Source organism: Marinomonas sp. UCMA 3892, assembly GCF_012726345.1.
Classification (GTDB): Bacteria; Pseudomonadota; Gammaproteobacteria; order Pseudomonadales; family Marinomonadaceae; genus Marinomonas.
The window spans coordinates 409,749-432,907 of sequence record NZ_PTXN01000002.1 but is presented as its reverse complement, the minus strand read 5'-3'; the positions used below and the strand labels follow the sequence as shown (position 1 = coordinate 432,907).

General features: G+C 42.4%; 16 protein-coding genes. 7 read left to right on the top strand and 9 right to left on the bottom strand.

The features are described 5' to 3' along the window. Positions 1-59: 59 nt before the first annotated feature. From B6N13_RS04850 to B6N13_RS04840, 3 genes are read left to right on the top strand one after another with little or no spacing between them, the layout of a single operon-like run. Entirely contained in the window at positions 60-1,694 is a 1,635-nt protein-coding gene (locus tag B6N13_RS04850; RefSeq protein WP_169458659.1) for an N-6 DNA methylase, read from the top strand. After that, positions 1,691-3,139 (top strand): restriction endonuclease subunit S, encoded by a 1,449-nt coding sequence (locus B6N13_RS04845; protein ID WP_169458658.1) that lies wholly within the window; start codon positions 1,691-1,693, stop codon positions 3,137-3,139. The genes B6N13_RS04850 and B6N13_RS04845 overlap by 4 nt, the downstream gene beginning before the upstream one ends. An 8-nt stretch (positions 3,140-3,147) precedes the next feature. Further along, on the top strand, positions 3,148-6,702 hold the full coding sequence (locus tag B6N13_RS04840) for an AAA domain-containing protein (RefSeq protein WP_169458657.1): 3,555 nt from the start codon (positions 3,148-3,150) through the stop codon (positions 6,700-6,702). A 238-nt stretch (positions 6,703-6,940) separates the two neighbouring features. Here B6N13_RS04840 and B6N13_RS04835 read toward each other — a convergent pair whose 3' ends face one another. The 4 genes from B6N13_RS04835 to B6N13_RS04820 all read right to left on the bottom strand — a co-directional run bounded on the left by B6N13_RS04835 (position 6,941) and on the right by B6N13_RS04820 (position 9,604). Beyond that, complete coding sequence (locus B6N13_RS04835) at positions 6,941-7,297, bottom strand: DUF86 domain-containing protein (RefSeq protein WP_012070714.1); 357 nt, start codon at positions 7,295-7,297, stop codon at positions 6,941-6,943. Continuing rightward, complete coding sequence (locus B6N13_RS04830) at positions 7,290-7,580, bottom strand: nucleotidyltransferase family protein (RefSeq protein WP_012070713.1); 291 nt, start codon at positions 7,578-7,580, stop codon at positions 7,290-7,292. Before B6N13_RS04830 ends, B6N13_RS04835 begins: the two co-directional genes overlap by 8 nt. A gap of 32 nt (positions 7,581-7,612) precedes the next feature. Further along, positions 7,613-8,494, bottom strand: coding sequence for an inositol monophosphatase (locus B6N13_RS04825; protein WP_169458656.1), 882 nt, complete (start codon positions 8,492-8,494; stop codon positions 7,613-7,615). Between the two features lie 120 nt (positions 8,495-8,614). After that, a complete protein-coding gene (locus tag B6N13_RS04820) occupies positions 8,615-9,604 on the bottom strand; it encodes a 2-hydroxyacid dehydrogenase (RefSeq protein ID WP_169458655.1) in 990 nt (329 codons plus the stop codon). Positions 9,605-9,896: 292 nt separating this feature from the next. On the opposite strand from B6N13_RS04820, the gene B6N13_RS04815 reads away from it, so the two are divergent. After that, the gene (locus tag B6N13_RS04815) at positions 9,897-14,177 is read left to right on the top strand and encodes a CHASE domain-containing protein (protein WP_169458654.1); all 4,281 of its coding nucleotides are present in this window, start codon (positions 9,897-9,899) and stop codon (positions 14,175-14,177) included. A gap of 130 nt (positions 14,178-14,307) precedes the next feature. Here the strand turns inward: B6N13_RS04815 and B6N13_RS04810 are convergent, their stop codons facing one another. From B6N13_RS04810 to B6N13_RS04790, 5 genes are all read right to left on the bottom strand, one after another. Beyond that, on the bottom strand, positions 14,308-14,766 hold the full coding sequence (locus B6N13_RS04810; RefSeq protein WP_169458653.1) for a MarR family transcriptional regulator: 459 nt from the start codon (positions 14,764-14,766) through the stop codon (positions 14,308-14,310). A 140-nt stretch (positions 14,767-14,906) separates the two neighbouring features. Further along, entirely contained in the window at positions 14,907-16,226 is a 1,320-nt protein-coding gene (locus B6N13_RS04805) for a TRAP transporter large permease (RefSeq protein ID WP_012070708.1), read from the bottom strand. Next, complete coding sequence (locus B6N13_RS04800) at positions 16,219-16,722, bottom strand: TRAP transporter small permease (RefSeq protein ID WP_012070707.1); 504 nt, start codon at positions 16,720-16,722, stop codon at positions 16,219-16,221. The genes B6N13_RS04805 and B6N13_RS04800 overlap by 8 nt, the downstream gene beginning before the upstream one ends. A gap of 33 nt (positions 16,723-16,755) precedes the next feature. Then, complete coding sequence (locus tag B6N13_RS04795) at positions 16,756-17,793, bottom strand: TRAP transporter substrate-binding protein (RefSeq protein WP_012070706.1); 1,038 nt, start codon at positions 17,791-17,793, stop codon at positions 16,756-16,758. 288 nt (positions 17,794-18,081) lie between these two features. Next, entirely contained in the window at positions 18,082-19,116 is a 1,035-nt protein-coding gene (locus B6N13_RS04790) for a TRAP transporter substrate-binding protein (protein WP_012070705.1), read from the bottom strand. A gap of 349 nt (positions 19,117-19,465) precedes the next feature. Here B6N13_RS04790 and B6N13_RS04785 point away from each other — a divergent pair, with 349 nt between their 5' ends. The 3 genes from B6N13_RS04785 to B6N13_RS04775 all read left to right on the top strand — a co-directional run bounded on the left by B6N13_RS04785 (position 19,466) and on the right by B6N13_RS04775 (position 23,117). Further along, positions 19,466-21,031 (top strand): CoA-transferase, encoded by a 1,566-nt coding sequence (locus B6N13_RS04785; RefSeq protein ID WP_169458652.1) that lies wholly within the window; start codon positions 19,466-19,468, stop codon positions 21,029-21,031. Positions 21,032-21,064: 33 nt separating this feature from the next. Then, positions 21,065-22,267: a thiolase family protein gene (locus tag B6N13_RS04780; RefSeq protein WP_169458651.1), complete on the top strand. Its 1,203-nt coding sequence runs from the start codon at positions 21,065-21,067 to the stop codon at positions 22,265-22,267. Positions 22,268-22,358: 91 nt separating this feature from the next. Further along, positions 22,359-23,117 carry a crotonase/enoyl-CoA hydratase family protein gene (locus B6N13_RS04775; protein ID WP_169458650.1) on the top strand — a complete coding sequence of 253 codons (759 nt, stop codon included), beginning with the start codon at positions 22,359-22,361 and terminating at the stop codon, positions 23,115-23,117. Positions 23,118-23,159 lie beyond the last annotated feature (42 nt).

Below are 23,159 nucleotides of genomic sequence, written 5' to 3'. Positions count from 1 at the left end.
ATCTATTAATAACACGCTTGGCTGGTTCAAGTGTGTCTCCTTTCCTAAAGAGATTTTTTATGAATAACAACGAGCTGGTCGCCAAACTCTGGAAACTGTGCGACAACCTACGCGATGGTGGTGTGTCCTACCAAAACTACGTGAACGAACTGGCTTCTTTGCTGTTTTTAAAAATGTGCGAACAAACTGGCCAAGAAGAAGATCTCTTGCCAGAAGGTTACCGTTGGAAGGATCTAACCAGCAAAATTGGCATAGAGCAGCACAGCTTTTACAAAACCTTATTAAACAAGCTGGATGGCGATCATCATGCTATCGTGCAAGCCATCTTTCTTAACGCCACGACCACCATCACTCAGCCTGCCCAATTGACTGAACTTATCACCAATATGGACAAGCTCGATTGGTACGACACCGATGGCACAGGCAAAGCTCGTGATGATTTTGGTGACATGTACGAAGGTTTGTTACAGAAAAATGCCAACGAAACCAAATCCGGCGCGGGGCAATATTTCACGCCTCGCCCTTTGATCAGCGCCATTGTTGAGCTGATGAAGCCGCAACCGCGCGAGATTATCCAAGATCCAGCGGCAGGCACCGCAGGCTTCTTGATCGAAGCCGATAAATACATCAAAGCCCACAGCAATAACCTAGAAGACTTGCCCGACGACATACAGAAATTCCAAATGGAGCGCGCTTTTATTGGTCTAGAGTTAGTGCCAGAGACACGCCGTTTGGCCTTGATGAATTGTTTATTACACGATATCGAAGGCGACAGCGAACACGGCGCGATTCGTTTGGGCAACACCTTAGGTGCCGATGGTGAGAGCATTCCCAAAGCTAACCTTGTGTTATCTAATCCGCCTTTTGGCAGCGCGTCCAGCAGCAACATTACCCGTAAATTTATTCACCCAACGGGCAATAAGCAGCTGTGCTTTATACAGCATATTATCGAAACGCTGGAACCCGGTGGCCGTGCGGCGGTGGTGATTCCCGATAACGTGTTATTTGAAGGCGGCAAGGGCACAGACATTCGCCGTGACCTAATGAACAAGTGCAATTTACATACTATTTTGCGCTTGCCAACGGGCATCTTTTACGCCGCTGGGGTGAAAACCAACGTGCTCTTTTTCCAAAAAGGCGCGCCAGACAACCCACAGCAAGACATGGATTGCACGCAAGAAACTTGGGTTTACGACATGCGCACCAACATGCAAACCTTTGGTAAACGCCGCATGTTAACCGACGCCCATTTTGATGCCTTTATTGCCGCCTACGGGGAAGACTCCAACGGCCAATCGCCACGTACAGAAGGCGTCTACCAACAGTTGGGCGAAATTGACGGCCTTTCTACAGAAGAAGGTGACGACACCGCCCGCTGGCGCAAATTCAGCCGCGACTACATTCGCGAGCAAAAAGGTGACAGCCTAGATATTGCATGGCTCAAAGACCTCGAAGCCAGCAACTCGGAAAACCTACCCGAGCCAGATATTCTCGCTGGCGAAGCCATGGCGGAACTGACCGAAGCCATGAGCGAGCTCTATCAACTGATGCAAGCTCTCGGCGCCGACGACGAAGCCGAAGCGCAAAAGCAACTGTTAGAACAATCCTTTGGACTGGAAGAAAAATCCGTCGAAGGCAATCAAGAGCAAGGCAATAAAAAAGGCCAAGGTGAACTATTTGGAGGCCAAGCGTGAGCGAATTGCCGAAAGGGTGGAGTCTCGTCAAGCTTGAAAACGTTGTCGATAAAATTGTAGGAGGTGGAACGCCTAGCAAGTCTCAACCATCCTATTTTATGGGAGAGATCCCTTGGATGACAGTAAAGGATATGAATAAAACATTCTTAACGGACACTGTTGATCATATAACCCAAGAAGCAGTTGAAAACAGCAGTACGAATATTATTCCTGCTGGAGTCCCGATTATTGCAACAAGGATGAGTTTAGGAAAAATCATTAGGGCGAGTTTTGACTCAGCTATCAATCAAGATCTGAAAGCGCTTTTTATCAATCAGGAAGTGAATCAATATTATTTTGAAAATTGGTATCGTTCACAAGGGATGAAGGTTGAAGCTTTAGGAACTGGGACAACAGTGAAAGGTATTCGGTTAGAAGTTCTTAAAGACCTTGATTTTCCACTTGCTCCCCTTGTCGAACAAAAACGTATTGTCGAAAAGCTAGATCAAGTTTTGGCGCAGGTGGATACAATCAAAGCTCGCCTCGACGGCATCCCCGCCATCCTCAAACGCTTCCGCCAGTCCGTCCTTGCCGCCGCTGTAAGCGGGAAATTGACCGAGGAGTGGAGGGAGGTAAATACCTGCACCAATGTATTTGAAACATTAGATTTAAATAAGGTCGAAAGGTCAAAGTTTTTAAAGGGTAAAGCGTTATATACACAAGAGCATTTAAAATCTGAAGAATTCTTAATCCCCAAAAAATGGACTTGGGTTTCTTTGGATTCACTTACAAAAAAAATAGTCGATGGGACGCATCACACACCGACATACGTACAATCAGGAATTCCCTTTATTTCAGTTAAAGATATAAAAAGTGGGGAGGTCAACTTTACAGATACAAAATATATAACAGAAGAAGAGCATGCTGAATTATCTCGTCGATGTCACGTAGAGCAAGGTGATCTCTTAATTACGAAAAGTGGAACAATAGGTCGCACTGCTATTGTTAAGACAGACAAGCAATTTTCATTATTTGTTAGTGTAGCTTTACTTAAGCCTGCTTCTTGTTATGTAAATATGAATTATATGAATATAGCGTTGCAGAAATGGATTAATGAAATTGATGTTTCTAGTAGGATTGTTGGATCTGCAATAAAAAATTTGCATCTTCGAGATATGAAGGTCTTAGCTATTCCTTTTGCTCCTTTTGAAGAACAAACCGAAATCGTCCGACTTGTGGATCAATATTTTGCCTTTGCCGACACCATCGAAAAACAAGTGCAAAAAGCCCAGCAGCGCGTCGATAAACTCACCCAGTCCATCTTAGCCAAAGCCTTCCGCGGCGAGCTAGTACCACAAAATCCAGACGACGAACCCGCCGACGAACTGCTCAATCGCATCGCCGCCGCTCGTGCGGAAAGCGAAGCCCTTGCCAAGGCCGCGAAGAAGGTTGGGAAGAGAAAGTAACCTAATCTATGCCAAATAAAGTCATAAACTCTGAGAATACAAGTAGGGATACGGTGGAGCATACCAAGCAATGGTTATCTTATTGGCGCAATTCGTTAGCAGATGCTGAAAGCGGCAAAGGTGCTCTTAGCAAAAGCGATATTGAAGGATTGGCTAAGGTTGATCTAAGTGTTTTTAAAAAAGGTTGTTTAGCTGCTGACTCAGAGTTGCTCGCTACATTTTTTCATAATGAAGCGGAAGATATTCAACTTGTGCAAGTCGTATTTCGACCCATGGTCTATAAGGTTCGCTTAGAGCATGGTAAGAAAAAATCGTCATTATATCCTGACTATGTAGCGCCGTTAATTTGTCGGCTGTGGGTTAGCCGAACTGGGCATTTTGTACCTGCTGCTTATCCTGTTATCCCTAGAGATATTTTAAGTCCACTATCTGAAGACAGCTTTACTATTCTTTCGGTAGAGAAACAGGATGAATTTTTAACCAAGCGTGAGCCTAAATTTTGGCCTTATGATGAAGCTGTTAATTTATTAGATGAAGAGGATACGATATTTTGGCAAGGTTATTGTGATACAGCTCGCGAACTTCTGAAGCTTTGCGATCGAGAACTGTTACAAGGTGACTTTATGAGGCTGGAGAACGCTTATCTTGTTAAGTCTCAGGCGCAAATGGGGGCATCGCGTCACATTATTGAACTTTATGATTGGTTATCAAAAGATAAATCGTCCCTGCCATTATTGACTCAGTATGCGACTACGGATCGTCCAACTCTTTTACCTTGTGAGACAAGCCTACAAAGCTTTCAGCATCGATTGGGACATGGAAGTTCTCAATATCCTCTAGCTCTGGCTCAGCGAGATGCACTCGGGCAGGTATTAGCAATGAAGGAGGGTGAAATCTTGACGGTAAATGGGCCGCCAGGAACAGGTAAAACTACCTTTGTTTTATCTCTAGTGGCATCCAGTTGGGTGAAAGCAGCAATAGCTCAAGCAGAGCCACCGCTAATTGTTGCTGCGTCCACAAATAATCAAGCTGTTACTAATATTTTAGAAGCCTTTGAAAAGGGTTTCGAAATGACAAAAGGCCCTTTTGGTAGGCGCTGGCTTTCAAAAGTGAAGAGCTATGGTGGTTATTTTCCAGCTCAAAGTAAGGAAGCAAAGGAAGCCCCGCATTATCAAACAGTCAGTTTTTATAAAGAAATAGAACTCCCAGATGTTGTAAGCCAGGCTGAGGAGGGCTTTTTAGAAAATGCCCGTGCGGCGTTTGATGATGATTCTTTATTAAGTGTTAGCAAGGTGAAAAAGCGCCTTCATGCTAGTTTGTTAGCTACCTGTCAATCTTTGGATGATGTCTTAGCTGCTTGGCAAGCTAAGTTTGAATGTGAAGCTGCATGGCGAGCGATAGGTCTTGATCCAGAAGCGTTTGTTGCTAAAAAACAGATGGAGTTAGACCGTTTGTTAATGCAAGCGTCTGTTATTAAGCAGGACTTGAATAAATGGCGCCATTTTTGTGCAGATGAATCTTGGGTGTTGTCCTTGTTCAGTTTTCTTCCTTCGGTTGCGCGTAAACGTCGATTACGAAGAGAGCTTTTTATTGAAGCTGAAATTAGTGAGGGCAGTCAGCGCCGAATTAAAGAAGCTGATGATTCTTCCGAACAAACAGTCGAGCAAGTTTTAAAGCAATGCTTAGATGATCGCATCCAGATATGTGATGTATATCAAGCGGATATTCAAGGGTTACAAAGATTAAAAGCGGATTTTGAAAAAGCGCAAGAATCGTTTTTAGCACTTTGGTCTAGGTTAGAGATGGCACAGCCAGTTCCTGATTCTTTTACTGAATTAGATTGTGTTTTGGATGTTTCGTTACGGTTTACACTTTTTCAATTAGCAACTCATTACTGGGAAGCCCGCTGGTTGGAAGATTGTGCCGAGCAGCATGAAGTATTGAAGCAGCAGGCAAATACTGGAAAAGAAAAAACTGGAATAAAATCTGTACGTCCGCGTTGGCAACGTCGAATGAAGTTAACACCCTGTGTTGTATCAACTCTATATGCTTTGCCTAGCCACATGACTCATCAGGTTTTCGAAGGTGACGCCCAGTATCGTAAAGAATACTTGGTGCAAGAAATTGATCTGTTAATCATTGATGAAGCAGGACAAGTTGCGCCAGAAGTCGCTGGTGCTTCAATCAGTTTGGCTAAGCGTGCGGTGATGATTGGAGATATTTATCAAATTAAGCCAGTTGTCGGGGTGACGCCTTCTGTTAACTTGGGTAATTTGCTTGCTAATAATTTAATGGTTTCACAAGAAGGGTATGAGCTTTTAAAAGCGTCTGGTCGATCTGTGGTTGATGGGAGTGCTATGCATGTGGCGCAAGCTTCTAGTCAATACCATTATTTATCCGAAGCTGAACCTGGTATGTATTTGCGTGAACATCGTCGATGTTTAGAGCCTATTATTTCATTCTGTAATGACCTTTGCTATGACGGACTATTGCAGCCCTTAAGAAATACAGCTGCAGTAGACTCTCAAATCCCACCTTTTGCATATATTCATGTTGATGGCCGTTCGGAGCGATTGCCGTCTGGTAGTCGAGTAAATGAGTTGGAGGCAATCACTATTGCCGAATGGCTTCTAAGTGAAAAAGAACATCTTGAAAGCGTTTATGGTTTGCCATTGGCTAAAATTGTCGGTATCGCTTCACCTTTCAAAGCACAATCTGAGCTTATTAAAGAAAAATGCCAAGAGCTTGGTATTGAAGTGGGAAGTAGCGCTGAAGCAGTGACAGTCGGAACTGTTCACGCATTGCAGGGGGCAGAACGTCCGGTTGTTATATTCTCTATGGTTTATTCTAGACATGCAGATGGAGCATTCATTGATCAGGATCCTTCAATTTTGAATGTGGCTGTTTCTAGAGCAAAAGACAGTTTTGTTGTATTTGGCGATATGGAAGTCATCACTCATGCTGCTAAGGGAACCCCGAGAGCATTACTCTCAACATATTTGTTAAAGGATGAAAATAGTCTATTGGCCTTTCGAGTCAAAAAGGCGCGACCAGATTTACTTAAATTTTGTAAGGAACCAAAGTTAATTAGTAACTCTGACGATCATGACCAATGGTTAAAAGATGTCTTACAACATGCTCAAAAGAGAGTCGCTATTGTATCGCCTTGGTTATCTCTTGATAAATTAAAAGAAGCGGGCTTTATTCACGCATTTACGGATGCCATAGCGCGCGGTGTGGAGGTTATCGTTTATACAGATCGTTATTTTAATACCCAATCTAATAATCGTTTTGATTCTGAAAAAAGTAATCTATTTGAAAAAAGTATCTCTGAATTAATGACTTATGGTGTTGTTGTTAAGGTGGTGGAAAAAGTACATAGTAAACTAGTTATGGGAGACGATGTTTATCTATGTGTAGGATCTTATAACTGGGCCAGTGCAGTTAGAGACGGAAAGTATAAAAATATGGAGACTTCTATGGCTTATACAGGCTCATTGCATGAAGAAATAAGCACGCAACTTAGTGTTTTAAATAGTCATGTTTCTAAAGAAAAAATTTAAGTGCTGCTATTTATGTAAATGATTTGAATCTTACCGTGTACATAAAAGCGAGTGAGTAAGATTTCTATATTAATCTATTTAGTTTTTTTCGTAGACAGTCACCCCAGTTTCTCGAATCTGTTTTAATAAGACTTGGTTGGTGAGGTTGTTTTCATCAGCTAAGTCGATCATATATGGGCTGTTTAAATCGTCTAGTTGAATCCAAAGAGTGGAGATGATGTCTGCTAGTGAGCGCTGTTTATCGAATTGTGCTCGCAGATATAATGCGAAGACCTGATAACAGAGCAGGGATTTCATCGACAATAATGCTCCAGAGAATATCATCATCTACGCCTAAATAGCCGTGAATCAGACGGTTGCGTGTTGCCACTATCATTCTCCAAGGGATGTCACTGTTTTCAGAGCGAATAGTGTCAGGTATGTGCGTAGCGGCTTCGCCTATTAATTCAATATTTCTAAGCGTTGCATCGTATGCGAGGTTATTGCTGATAAAACTTGCTTGATTCATACCTTCTGTATAGGAAAGTACTTTTTCAGCAAAGCCGATCATATCGTCAATATAGAGTCGCCACTCTCGTTGTCCTGCTTCAAACACTGACTTTATCTCGCTCTACATAAGGTCGAAGTTCTGGTCTTAATGCTTTATCCGTCACTAAATCAACGGGGCAACCAAGTAAGTCTTCTAAATAAAATTGAACGCCAAAATAGCGTTTTGCCGTGGCGCGGCCATCAAAGGTGACTAACACATCAATATCACTCTGTGGCGATGCAGTGTTGCGTGCAGTAGAACCAAACAAGGCTAGGTCGATAACACCATAGCGCCTTGCTAATTCTTTTTTACTATCTGCTAGTATTTGTAAAGCACTATGCTTATCCATACTTAACACCCATGTTGTTGTGTTGAAAGTAATTATAGCGTGAATTTAGTATTCAGCGACAAAAACCACTCCGCCAGATCTTGCCATTGTTCTTCTGACTGAGCGGCGAGCATTTCGCCATCGAGCATGGTTGGGCTGTATTCTTGGCCGTCGAGTGTGCGGCAGATGCCGCCTGCTTCGGTGTGAACCAATACGCCTGCGGCGTGATCCCAAGGTAGCATTTTGTAAGTGAGGCTGAAGTGAAAGTGACCTTGGGCGATTTGTCGATATGCTGGGCAAGAGGGTAGGTTGTTGATGCGTACGAAGCGGCTTGCTTTGAGGGCGAAGTCTTGTTTTTTCTGACCTGTGTAAGAGTTTACCGACATAATGCCGAAGAGTTTGTCGAGGTTAAGCTCTACGTTTGAGTTTATATGTAACGGCAGTGGTGCTTGAGCGGGCGTCTGATGTTTGCCTTTTTCACTCATGGCGGTACGTTGGAAAAATACGCCTTCGCCTAGGTTGGCGTAAATCCAGTCGTCATTGACTGGGTCGTATAGTAAGCCGAAACGTGTGACGCCTTTTACCACTACGGCGAGTATCAGGCCGAACTCAGGTGAACCATGAGCGTAATTCCATGTGCCATCGATAGGGTCGATGATGACGCAGGTATCTGCAGTGCTAATTTTATCGGTAGTTGATGGATCTTCGGCTACCGCTTCTTCGCCGACAACTTCCCAATTAGGAAACGCCTGATGAATTTCATCGGTAATAAAGGCTTCGCTGGCTTTGTCGGCAATGGTGACCAAATCCGTAAGGCTGCTTTTGGTTTCCACATCGGCGGCGCTTAACTGGCGAAAGTTTGGCATGACGATCTCTTGGCCTGCTCTACGGACGATGCTGATCAGTCTTTCTTGAGTTGGTTTATCGAGGTTCATACGTCGTCACTCCTTTTGCATTCTCCAAAGTTCACAAATTATACGTGATGAGCGTGACGAATGGTTTATTGAATCTCGATTATTCTGTGAAGTTTTTGTTATCTTGTTTCTTTTATAGACTTACGCCAACTGCCTTGCGCCACTGCTGTCACTTTGATGGTGCAGTAAGTTGTCGATTGTTGTGGCGGCAATATGGTTAAGGGCTTCTATGGTGAAGTAGCCTTGGTGGCCAGTCACGACGACGTTAGGGAAGGTGAGCATAAGCTGAAAAACGCTGTCTTGGATTATGTGTGATGACATGTCTTCGAAGAAGATTTTGTTTTCTTGTTCGTAGACATCTAAGCCCAAATAGCCGATTTTTCCACTGTACAGTGCGTCGATGGCTTCTTGTGCGTGAACCAATGCGCCGCGGCTGGTGTTGATGATCATTACGCCATCTTTCATTTTTGCTAGGCTGTCTTTGTTAATAAGGTGATGAGTTGAAGTGTTCAAAGGGCAATGCAGGCTGATGATGTCACTTTTTTGGTAGATTTCATCAAGCGTTAGGTATTGGCAGCCTTGGTCGATGAGTTCTTGTGATGGGTAGAGGTCATAGCATAAAACTTTGCAACCGAAGCCTTTCATGATGCGACAAAATGCTGCGCCAATTCGTCCAGTACCAATACAACCAACGGTTTTGCCTTCGAGGTTAAATCCCATTAATCCTTCTAATGCAAAGTTGCCTTCTTTGACTCGGTGATAAGCGCGATGGGTTTTACGGTTCAATGTCATGATAAGAGCGACGGCATGTTCAGCAACGGATGTTGGGCTGTAATCTGGAACGTGAAATACCTTGATACCTTGTTTTTTTGCGGCATCGAGATCGACGTTATTGAATCCGGCGCAGCGCAAGGCGATGGTTTTGACGCCTTGTTGTTTTAAACACTGAATCACATCGGCATTGACATCGTCGTTGACGAAACAAGATACGGCATCAAAACCTTTTACTAAGCTGATGGTTTCCATACTTAGGCGACTTTCAAAATAGATCATGGATAAGTCTGTCACGTCGGCGAATGTAGAGAGAGTTCTTTTGTCGTAAGGCTTGCAGGAGAAAACAGCGACTTTCATAAAACGTGATCCTGTCGTTTTGTCAGAAAAGGTTTAGCCAGTTATAACTTAAAAAAGGCTGATGATGTGCTTTTTATAGTTAATGTGTTGATTTAAGGCAATGGGTTTGTGCTTATAAAGGAAAGTTTATCTTATTCAAAGTGCGTAAGATTTTGTAATCTCAGCTAGTTTTTATCGCACATTACTACGTTATAAGTTATTAATTCATCTACACTTAGAAATTAATTTAGTTGGCTTTATTACGCCTTTTTAAGGTGTTCATACAGCATAAGATCCCTGCCAGGAGGCAAACGTGAATTGGATATCATCTGAGAATATCTATAACCGCTGGGTGATAGGTACTTTGCTGATAGGCGTGCTGATAACTTGTGTCATTACTTACAACGTCCAGCACTCAAATGAAGAAAGAATTAATCAAGCGGCTTATGATACATCTGTTAACTTAAAGCAGGAAGTTGCTTCAAGAATAGAGCTTTATCAGTATGGGCTTCGTGGTGCGCGCGGTGCTGTGCTTACGGCGGGTGAAAATACGATAACACGCGATATTTTTGAACAATATAGCCGATCGAGAGATGTCGATAATGAGTTTGCCGGTGCCCGTGGTTTCGGTTTTATTCGTCGCGTACCACAATCAAGCGTAGACAATTTCACATCACTGGCTCGCCAAGACGGTTGGCCAGATTTTTACATAAAAATGCTTAATCCTAATTTCAACGAGCATTATGTCATTCAATATATTGAGCCTGTAGAGCGCAATCGTCAGGCTGTTGGGTTGGATATTGCCTCAGAGAAAAATCGACGGGAAGCCGCGACTTCCTCTTTATATTCAGGAGAAGTCCGCCTGACGGGCCCAATTACCTTGGTACAAGCCTCAGGGAAACCGCAGCAATCTTTTTTAATTTTAATGCCGATTTACCGTGGTGGCAGCACGCCAGTAACTCAAGCTGAACGAATAGAAAAAGGCTTTGGTTGGAGTTATGCGCCTTTATTAATGGAAGAGGTGTTGGCTGGATTAAATTATGACCCAGCTAAATTTCATTATGAGATTTTTGATATTACGGACTTAGATGATCAGATTCTTTTTTATAATAGCGGTGAAATAAAAAACGATAGTCATGAGCAAGTTGAAACGTCTCAAGTCTATGGTCGTCAATGGCAAAGTAGGTTGCATGTTTCGCCTGCCTTTATTGCTGATTTGCATCTGCCAGATCCATTTGTATTTTTAGTAATTGGTTTGTCCATCAGTTTATTAAGCACTATTTTGGTAGTGGTAATTCGGGTCAGTATGGTCCGCCAGCGTGAAGTGATGGCCCATCAGTCAAGAATCACCGCGTTAGTAGAAAGTTCCGCCGATGGCATTATTAGTAAAAATCTTGACGGCGTTATTGTTAGCTGGAATAAAGGTGCTGAGTCAATTTTTGGTTACACAAAGGAGGAGGTCGTTGGGCAAAAAGTGCTCGATCTGTTAGTCCCACCCCCACTTCAAGATGAAGACAAAAGCATATTCTCTAGTGTTAAAGACAAAAAGGAGTCGATATCGATAGAGACTCGAAGAACGACTAAAGCAGGTACTGATGTTCCCGTCTCTTTAACATTTTCGCCTATTTTTAATGACGATGATGGAATTATTGGGGTTTCTCAGAGTGTTCGGGATATTTCAGAGCGTAAAAAAGCAGAAGCTAAAATCCGAGAGTTGAATACCAATTTAGAAAATCAAGTAAAAGAGCGAACCGCTGAACTACTTGAGCTGAACTTACTCTTGAATGATGTGGTTAATGCATCGTCAGAGGTTTCAATCATTGCGACTGATACGAAGGGCATCATTACGCTATTTAATCATGGTGCACAGAAAATGCTGGGCTATACCGCTGAGGAAGTTGTCGGGCAGAGAACTCCTGTGGGGTTTCATTTACAGTCTGAGATAGAGCAGCAGCGTGCGGATATATTTAAAGCAACAGGAACGCATGTTACTGATAATCTGGAAGTCTTAATCTTTAAAGCGTTGCACGAGAACTTCGATAGTCAAGAATGGACTTATGTTGCTAAAAATGGCGTTGCTCGCCCCGTCTCTTTGGTGATCACACCAATGAAAAGTAGTGACGATGAAGTGATTGGTTTTCTTGGGATTGCTATGGATATTTCCGAGCAAAAGACAACCCAACGTGAGTTGATTTCTACCAGAGATCAATTGTTATTGGCTGCTGAAGTTGCCGAGCTTGGGATTTGGACTTGGGATATAGAAGACGACACTCTTGAGTGGAGTGATTCAATGTTTGAAATATATCACCTTTCTAAATCTCAAAAACAAGATGGGATTAAATACGCAGATTGGTATAACCGAGTTCATCCTGATGATAGAGATATGGCCGAAAATGCTTTGAAAGAGGCTGTTGAGGGAATTAATGAATACAATTTAGTGTTCAGAATCGTGTTGCCGGATGATAGCGTTCGCTTTATTTTTGCCAGAGCTTCTTTGCACAAAAATGCTGAAGGCAAAATGACGAAAGTAACCGGCATTAACCGTGATATCACCCAAGAGCGTGGGCTAGAAGACTGGCTTCGTAAAGCTAAAGACGAAGCGGATGCTGCTAGCGCAGCCAAATCCAATTTTCTGGCTAACATGAGTCATGAAATTCGTACGCCAATGAATGCAATTCTCGGTATGCTCCATTTAGTCAAACGTACGACTTTAACTCATCAACAAAATGACTATGTGTCAAAAGCGCAGATATCAGCGAAATCCTTGTTGAGTTTGATTAATGATATTTTAGATTTCTCTAAAGTTGATGCTGGAAAGTTAGAGTTAGAGAAGGCGCCATTTGAAGTCGAAGAATTATTATGTGAACTATCTACTGTCTTGTCTGGAAGTTCGTTAGAAAAAGATGTTGAGCTGATTTTTGATATTGATAAAGACATTCCAGCTTATCTTATTGGCGATAAATTACGCCTGCTGCAAATACTGATTAATCTAGTAAGCAACGCCGTGAAATTTACCCTAGAAGGTAGTGTAGTTTTAGAAATCAAGCAGCTATCTATTGATCCAAGAGTGTCGCGCTTGTCTGTATCTGTAAAAGATACTGGTATTGGTATTGCGAAAGACCAAATAGACTCTATTTTTGATGTGTTTTCTCAAGGAGAATCTTCTACGGCGCGACGCTTCGGTGGTTCAGGGTTGGGCTTGGTTATCTGTCGTCGTTTTGTAGAGTTGATGGGAGGCTCCTTACAGGTAGACAGTGTTCTTGGTGAAGGTAGCCGTTTTTACTTTACGATTGACTTACCCATTGCTGATATTCAAGTTGAAAAAATATCTAATCAAACATCGTCAAAAGCGCTACGTATTTTAATTATTGATACAAATGTTGCGACGCAAGTTATTTTTGCTCGTATGGCTCTCAGTCTGGGCTGGATGAGTGAAAAAGCTGAATCACTTGAATATGCTAGTAAATTAGTTCACGAGGCTATAGAACAGGGTAAGCCTTTTGATGTTATTTTATTAGATACAAAAACATCCGATTTCAGCGGGAAAAAAAGTATCGAAAGCATTAACTTTGTAACCTCTTCATCTGAAAGTCATCCGAAAATAATCTTATTAACCAGCATGATGAGCGATCAATCAGAAAGCCAACTTGAGTCTGTCTCTGGCTATTTATTGAAGCCTGTCACCTTGAGCAAATTGTCAGAAGCTGTTTATCAATCCCTTTCTGATGTGAAAACGCCAATAGAAGTAGTTCACAGCAATAGCTGTGAAGAAGGGCGCTTAACTGGTGTATCGTTACTGTTAGTCGAAGACAATGTTTTTAATCGGCAGGTAGCGACAGAATTACTGATTGCCGAAGGTGCTAATGTAATGGTGGCGGAAAGCGGGTTAGAAGGCGTTGCTATGGTATTAAATCGAGAAGAGGAAATGTTCGATTTGATACTAATGGACATGCAAATGCCTGATGTGGATGGCTTGGAAGCAACTAAGCAAATTCGTAAGGATGCGAGATTTAGTGCACTTCCCATTATTGCCATGACTGCTAATGTATCGGAAGTTGACCGTCAGGCTTGTTTTAATGCTGGTATGAATGACCACATTGGCAAACCATTAGACATCGATCAAATGGTTACCTGTATCCTTAAATATACGGTCCTTGAATCTATAAATGAAAGAGATTCTGTTCTTGTGCCTCGGGAAGAAATCCCCTCACCAGAACTGATTGAATCAACCACTGAGTCTAATGAATACGAAGACTTAGAGTCTATCTTGAGTCGTTTTGGTGGTAGTGTTGATCTTTATAAAAGTGTTGTTGAAGGCTTTACTTTTGAGGCAAATGATTTATTAGAAAAGATAAAAGAAGGCGTTGATGAGAAAAACAAAGTAAAAACACGTGAGCACCTTCATACTTTAAAAGGCGCAGCATTGACGATGGGATTACTGAAGCTTTCTAATCACTTGTTTGCCTTTGAAAGTGTATTAAAAAACTCTGAAGACAGTACAGAAATTGAAGCCTGCATGGTTTCTATTAACACGACAGCATTGCATGTTGAGCTAGAAGAAGAGCTTGCTACTATCATTGCTAAACTAAAGTAATTAGTTGATGCATTAAAAAATAGCCTGATCATCACATAATGATCAGGCTATTTTTATCAGTAACAATATTTAAAATAGGCCGTGTTTAAATCGGATAGCTTTCGCAGCACTTTAGATTTCAAGAATAACCTTAGCCATGAGACAAGGTATCTAGCGTCTTTAGTAACCAATCTAGTTCATTATCGCCTTCTAAACGTGCTGCCATGATTTGTTCATGTTCCATAACGCGTTCGCTTAGAGTTAAGAAAAACTTCTCACCTTTTTTGGTCATAAACAAAGCATAAGAACGACGATCATTGATAGCTGGGCGGCGTTCGAGAATGTCCATTTTTTCTAATTTGTCGACCGCTGCAACCATAGCAGATCTGTCATTGCCAAGTGCTTGAGCTACCGCAGTTTGAGTTAACCCTGGGTTACGTTCTACTATGGCGATAATTGCAAATAAACCTGGGCTAATACCGAGATCAGAACAGACTTCAGAAAATTTGCTGAAGAAGTTCATTTGGGCGCGGCGTAGGCGATAACCAACTAAGTTATTTAGTATTCCAAAGTCTACTGCTTGGTCTGTTTTTTTTGTATCGTCTGCCATGTAAGTCTCATTTTTAGTCATATGAACCAGCATTGTAATATAAAAATGCTAATTTGGTGTAATGCTAAACTATTTCGTTTTTTCTATATCTTAAAATAGCCAAAAGAGCTGGTGGAAATACCAGCTCTTTTGGAGTTTTATTAGGCAATTAGGTGGACCAGTCCGAGGGTGATACTTGGGAAAAGTACTAACAAGGCTACCCTGACAAAGTCAGATATTAAGAAGGGAATTACGCCTTTAAAGCATTCTTTCAGCTTCAAGGAATCATCAAACGACTTAATGATAAATACGTTCATACCAACAGGGGGAGTGATTAGCCCTACTTCAACCACGATCAAGGCGAGTATACCAAACCAAATGCCTAAGTCTGCCGGAGGTATACCAAAATCCATTGCCATAATCATTGGGAAGTAGATTGGAATTGTTAGTAATATCATTGCTAAGCTGTCTAAGAAACAACCCATAACCAAATAGGTTAAAAGCATGACGACTAAGATGGTATAAGGCGAAAGCCCGGAGTTTTGAATAAGCTCCACACCCAAGTCTGGTAATCTTGAAAGCGCGATAAAGACACTAAAAAGATCCGCGCCCAATACAATGAAAAAGATCATTGCAGAAGATACGGCCGTTTTCATAAGACAGACTAGCAAACCATCTAGGCGCATTTTGCCATGAGTGAATGCTAGGATTGCTGTCAAAATAACACCAACAGATGCGGCCTCAGTAGGAGTGAAAATCCCTAGATAGATACCGCCCAATACAATGAGAAAAATCCCTGTAATGTGCCAAACGTCTTTGGTAGATTTTATCTTTTGCGCAAAGGTGGTTTTTTCACCGCGTGGGCCAGCTTCAGGATAAATACGCACATAAATAGCAATGGCAAGAATATAACCGCCTGCTGCTAAAAAGCCTGGTACAAAGGCAGCGATAAACATTTTCGAAATATTTTGCTCAGTCAGTACCGCAAAGATGATTAGTACCATTGAGGGTGGAATCAAAATTCCCAGTGTTCCACCTGCCGCGAGTGCCCCAGCAGCAAGGCTGCCAGAATAATTGAGTCGCTTCATTTCAGGAAGAGCCACTTTTCCCATAGTGGATGCGGTTGCTAATGATGATCCACAAATAGCCCCAAAAGCTGCACAACCTGCAATAGCGGCCATGGCAATACCACCACGTTGACGGCCAATCCAAGTATTACAGGTTCTAAATAGTTCTGCTGTAATACCTGAACGCGTTGCCAGCTCGCCCATAAGCAGGAAAAGAGGGACGACCGATAGATCATAGCTGGAGAATTTTGATACTGGCGCCGTGCCTAAATATTCTAATAGAGCAGGGAAGCCACCTATCATGGCGTAACCAAATGCACCACACACTAACATAGATAATGCAATCGGGATGCGGATGCTCATTAAGACCATCAGCACAGCCATCATTAAAAAGGCCAATTCGATATTACTCATGACTACCTCCACGAAGTGTTGCGAACAAGCGATATAGACCGCATAAACCGCATAGTGTCATTGAAATGACGCCAACAATAAAAGTCCACCAAGTGGGGAGTTCAAGTAGCATGCTTTGCTCTAAATATTCTTTTGCTTCTATACCGCTCAGACTCATACGATAAGCAAAAGTAAAGGAAACAATAGTAAACACTATGTCACTAATTATTTCTAAAGTGAGCAAGGTGCTTTGTTTGCAGTTAGCCGTAAATAAGTCAACAATGACGTGGCCTCTACGTATGTAACAAGTAGGCAGAAAAAGAAAAATGGCCATGGCTAGGCCCATCTCTGTGATTTCATAATCTCCCTCTATTGATTGTCCTATAGTGGTTCGACCTATAATGCTAGCGACGGTAACCGCCGCTACCATTAACATGATAACCCCACCTGTCATTGCTAATATGTCCGAGATGCGCCCTAGGGAAGAGCGCTTTAAGTCGGTAGTAAAACGTATCATGTTAAATCATCCTACGTACGGTATCGGAATGGCTTAGAAGTTTTCATACTTTTTGATAAGAGCATTGGCTTCGTCTAATAAGCGCTGTCCATCATAACCGTCAGCGTTCATTTCTTTTAACCATTGTTCAGTGACAGGAGCAAATTTTTCTTTCCAGCGATCAAACTCAGCACCCTCAATTGTGTTGAACGTATTGCCGCGTTTTACTGCATCACCATGAGCCCCAATTTCATAAGCATCGTATGCATCACCGAAGAAGCCCGCTAAATTAACGCCAGAGTTACGATCTATTACAGCTTTTAAATCTTCTGGAAGCTTGGCATATGAATCATTATTCATTGCGAAAATGAAGAACTGAGTATAAAAACCGTGATCACCTTTAAACACTGTGTGATGGGGGGCTAATTCTTCAATTTTGAGCGGTTTAACTACTTCGAAAGGTAGTGTTGTTACATCAATAACGCCTTTTGAGAGGGCGCTCGGCATGCTTGGTACTGGCATGAAAATAGTATTAGCACCTAGTTGGCTGAAGATGTCAGCCATCATTTTGTTTGGCGCACGAACTTTTAGGCCTTTAAGGTCTTCAAGTGATTTGATGTCTTTATCACGAGAATGAAGCGAACCTGGGAAGTGAGTGTGCATGGCAAGCAGATGAACGTCTTTTAGTTCGTCTTGCATTTCTTTTTCTGCATATTCTTGTATTGCCATACTCGTGATACGAGCGTTTTGCGGAACAAAAGGTAATTCAAATACTGTCGCTTTTGGGAATCGGCCAGGGGTATAACCACCAACAGTCCAGGTGATATCGACAACGCCTTTACGAACTTGATCAAAAAGCTGTGGTGGTTTGCCACCTAATTGCATGGCTGGGTAGATATCAATTTTAATACGGCCATTGGATTCAGCTTCGACTTTATTTGCCCAGGGCTGAAGAATGTTGGTGTGTGCGTTAGACACAGGAGGGAGCATGTGATGAAGCTTGAAGGTGTATTCAGGCTCTGCAGCAATGGCATTGATTGACATGATAGTGCCTGCAATTAATGCCAAGCTTTGTAGTGTGAACTTTTTCATTTTTATCACCTTTATTTTTTTTATTAAGTGTTTTTTGTTATTTCTAATGACATTTCGCAACCTTCCATAATTGCTAAATACAATGTCATTTTGAGGGGCTGTTACTGCTCATTCTTAAAAACTATATCCTTTGTGACATAAATTGTTGTGCTTTTCAACAATCGTATTTATAGATTTTTCACCCAAGGTATTCAAAAAAAACATTCCCAATTAAAAAGTTAAAAAGTGCTCTAGAAAAGAGCACTTCATGTTGGTAGTTGCTGTTTTATCCTGTAATAAACGTATTGTTTAAAAATTGCTATACTTTTTGATAAGTGATTTAGTTTTATCTAGAAGGCGCTGGCCATCATAGCCATCCTTGTTCATATCTTGAAGCCACTGCTCTGTCACAGGAGCCATAGCCTTTTCCCAGCGTTGGTGTTCTGCACCTTCGATGTAATCGAAGCTGTTGCCTTGGTCAACTGCGTATTTACGAGCAAAGACTTCATAGTTATCAAACAAATCACCAATATGTCCGGCTAACGTAATACCTGAATTGTCATCGATAACCTTCTGCAAATCTGCTGGCATGTTGTCATAGAGATCTTTGTTCATAGAGAATATGAAGGTGTTGGCATATAAGCCAGCCCCTTTAAATTCGGTATGATGTTTAACTAGCTCATAAATTTTTGTTGGTAGAACCACTTCATATGGCAGTACTGCGACGTCGATTACGCCTTTTGATAGAGCACTTGGCATTTCAGTTACTGGTAGAAATATTGTGTTTGCACCAATTGTGTTAAATGCATCTGACATGACTTTGTTTGGCGCTCTTACCTTTAGCCCTTTTATATCTTCTAATGTCTTAATGGCTTTGTCCCTGGAATGAAAAGATCCGGGAGCATGGGTATGAGTAGCAATTAAATGCACATCTTTTAACTCATTTTGCATTTCTGTTTCTGCGTATTCTTGCAAGGCCATGCTTGTAGCTTTGGCTGTGCCTGGAATGAAAGGAAGCTCAAAGGATGTCATTTTAGGAAAGCGGCCAGGAGTGTAGCCAGCTACAGTCCAAGATATATCGACAATGCCTTTTCTCACTTGGTCAAACAATTGCGGAGCTTTACCACCCAGCTGCATTGCAGGATAGACATCTATTTTAATTCGACCATTTGAATCTGCTTCTACTTTTTTAGCCCAAGGCTCAAGAAATTGGGTATGGGCCATAGACATAGGCGGAAGGAAGTGATGCAGCTTGAGATTATATTCAGCCTCTGCTGCGAAAGCAGTTGTAGATAACATTGAGCCAGCTATTAACGCTAAGCCTGCTAGTTGGATTTTTTTCATTTTTTCACCTTTGATTTTATTGTTATTAATAGTGCTCTTTTCATTCAATCAGTCGTTTTACAAGCTTTTAGCATAACCAGTTATGGTATTTATCTGGCTGCCTTTCTGATTCCCCTCTAAACAATAGTTTGTTTTTCACATAAATTGTTGTTGTTTTCAACATTTGTATTTATTTAATTTTCACCCAAGGTATTCAAAAAAAGTAATGGCCAGATAAAATGTTTGTAAAAAAAATAGTTGTGGTGTACAACATAATTATTCTTAATAAATTAAAGTAACGCCCATAAACAAAAGCCCAACTAACTAAACCCCGATTAACCAAATAAGTAAAAGAGATGTGAGGGTAAAAATGAGTAAGGTTATTTCCCTAGCGCAAGCCGCTAATTTGATTCCTGATGGCGCCAATGTTGCTTGGTCAACTGTGGGTATGTCTTATTTTGCCGAAGCTGTGGCTAAAGCCGTTGAGCTGCGTTTTAAAGAAACCGGTCATCCGCAGCAATTAACTCTTATCCATGACTGTGGTTGTGGTGATGGCAAAGACGCTGGCATGTCGCACATGGCGTACCCGAATTTAGTGAAGCGTTTAATCTCAGGTCATACTGGTCAAGCACCAAAAATGGCGCAGATGATCACAGACAATGCTATTGAAGCCTACCTTTTACCCCAAGGCGTACTGACCACCATGTGGCGTCAGATTGCAGGGAATAAACCGGGTGTAATCACCAAAGTGGGCATGGGAACTTATGTTGATCCCTTAATTAGCGGCGGCAAAGTCACTTCATTAACTACGGAAGATTTAGTCAAGCGCATCGAAATTGAAGATGAAGAATGGCTGCTATATAAAAAGTTTCCATTAGATGTTGTAGTGATTCGCGCCACCACAGCTGATGAAGACGGTAACTTATCGGTAGAAGAAGAAGCGATGTTGGCGGAAATACTGCCTATGGCGCAGGCGGCTAAAAACAGTGGTGGGATTGTCATTGCGCAGGTGAAATACATTGCTGAGCGTCACTCCATTCATCCAAAAGAAGTCAAAGTGCCGGGCGTATTGGTGGATTACGTTACGGTCGCTCCAGCCGAAGATCACAAACAAACCATCACAACAACCTATAACCCAGGGTTAGCCGGTAACTCTCGTGTGCCATTAAATGCGTTACCGCCTATGCCATTTAGCGACCGCAAGGTGATTGCTCGTCGTGCCGCCATGGAGTTAAAAGCCAATGTCATGGTCAACCTTGGTATTGGTATGCCAGATGGTGTGGCCGCGATTGCCGCAGAAGAAAAGGTTTCTCATTTATTCACCCTAACGACAGAGCTGGGTACCTATGGCGGTATTCCTGCTTCTGGTGGTGATTTTGGTGCGGCTTGGAATGCGGATGCCATTATCGAGCACGAAGCTCAGTTCGATTTTTATGATGGCGGTGGTTTAGATATTGCGTTCTTAGGACTGGCTCAAGCGGATAAAGAAGGCAACTTAAACGTCAGTAAATTTGGTCCTAAAGTGGTTGGACCAGGTGGTTTTATCAACATTTCCCAGAGCGCTAAAAAAGTCGTGTTCTGCGGTACCTTGGTGAATGGCGCTAAGCTTGGCTTCGAGAATGGCAAGATGAAAGTACTGGAAGAAGGCAAGGTGCAGAAGTTTGTCGAAGCCGTTGATCACATTACGTTTAGTGGTGCGGTTGCCCGTGCAAACCATCAGCCAGTGGTGTTCGTGACCGAACGTTGTGTGTTAGAGCTGCGTCAGGAAGGTATGGTACTTACGGAAGTTGCCCCTGGATTGGATTTGGAAAAAGACGTACTAAGCATGATGGCTTTCCGCCCAATTATTGCTGATGACCTTAAAACCATGCCAGCCGCCATTTTTGCTGAGCAGTGGGGTGGTTTGGGCGACATCATGGCAACGTCAAATCCATAGTTAAAATAACAACAAGAATAAAGAGTAAATATTATGTCTATCAAGAATGTAGAAATTCCTTACGGTGCTTACTGGAGTACGCCGTTTACCAAATGGCAAGGTTCGTTGCAGCATTTGCATTCAATGAAGTTTGCCGCTCATGTGGCGAAAGCCGAGTTGGCAAAACGTAACATCGATCCCAAGGTGTTTGATTCTGGTGTGCTGGGGATGACGGTTAACCAATATCAATCCTTTAACGGTGCACCTTGGCCTTTGTATGAAATTGGTGCTGTGAATACAGCGGGGCATGCGGTGAACCAAGTGTGTGCTACCAGTGCTCGTGGTCTATTTGCCGCAGCATCAGAAATTGTCTGCGGTATGGCCAATGTTTCTCTCTTGATAACGGCCGATCGTTGTTCAAATGGCCCACATATTTATTACCCAAATGCCAAAGGGCCAGCAGGGGCTTCGGAAGATCAGGTCACCTACAACATGATGAACGATTGTGTAGGCGGTCATTCCATGATGCAAACTGGCGAAAACGTGGCCAAGCGTTTTGATATTACGCGAGAAGAATTGGACGAAGTCACTTACCGTCGTTATGAGCAATATCAAGATGCATTAAAAGATGATCAAGCTTTTCAAAAACGCTACATGACATTGCCTTTGTCAGTGCCAACGGCCAACTTCAAAAAAGAAGAAACCGTGATCACAGGGGATGAAGGTGTGTTTCCAACGACGTTAGAGGGTTTGCAAAAACTGAAACCGATTCAGGAAGGTGGCGTGATTACGTTCGGTAATCAAACTCACCCAGCTGATGGTAACGCTTCTGCAATTCTTTGCCGGTCTGAGGATGTGGCTTCTCTTACCACGCGTCCAGAAATCAAGATTGAAGTGTTGGGTTTTGGGCAAGCCCGAGACGATTTGGCCTTTATGCCTGCGGCGCCAATTGAAGCGGCAAAACGCGCCCTTGCGGTAGCGGGTATCGATATTAAACAAGTTAAATCGATCAAAACACATAATCCATTTGCGGTTAACGATGTGGCCTTTGCAAAAGCCATGGACATAGATGTGATGACCATGAACAACTACGGCTGTTCCTTGATTTGGGGACATCCTCAAGGGCCAACTGGTATGCGTGCCATTATTGAGCTGATTGAAGAGTTAACACTGATTGGCGGTGGTTATGGTTTATTTACGGGGTGTGCCGCAGGGGATACCGGTATGGCGGTAGTGATCAAGGTTTCAGATCGCTAAGCAGGCACGACTACTGTGCTCGATTATTTGGTTGCTCATTTGCACATCATATCGTGCACAGGCTCAATAAAAATTTTAAAGGTAATCCAAGATGTCTTATCAATTTATTAATTATTCCGTAGAGAATGGTGTGGCGCATTTGCAGCTTAATCGCCCAGAAAAGAAAAATGCCATCAACGACAGCTTATGTCTTGAGATTGAACATGTGTTTTTGAATTTAACCGATGATGTGAATGTCATTGTGTTTTCTGGTAATGGCCCTGAGTTTTGCTCTGGCCTTGATTTACAAGAACATAAAGCACGCGAACCGTTCGAGGTGGTTAAGCATTCCAATATGTGGCATCGGGTTTTTGGCCATATTAGTGATTCTGGCATTCCAGTGGTTGCCGCTATGCATGGTGCGGTGATTGGTGGCGGTTTGGAATTGGCTATTTGCGCCCATGTTCGAGTTAGCGAAGAAAACACTTTTTATCGTTTGCCTGAAGGTAAACATGGCATCTTTGTGGGTGGCGGCGCATCTGTCAACGTGGCGAATGTAATTGGCGCCAGTCGTATGACCGAAATGATGTTAACCGGCCGTGATGTCAGAGCAGAAGAAGGCCTGCGTATTGGTTTGGCTCATTATGTTGTTGGTAATGGCGAAGCTTTGGCAAAAGCCTTTGAAATTGCAGAAGGCATTGCCAAGAACTCTAAATATTCAAATTGGGCCATGACCACTGGATTGAGTCGTATTAGCAACATGTCTGCACAAGAAGGGTTGTACGCTGAGTCATTAATTTGCGGTATTACGCAAACCAGCGATGAAGTAAAAGCACGTATCGATGCTTTTTTGAATCGTAAAAAATCCTAGGCGCTTTTTTCTGTAAGAGATTTTTCTTTTGTAAATGATGTT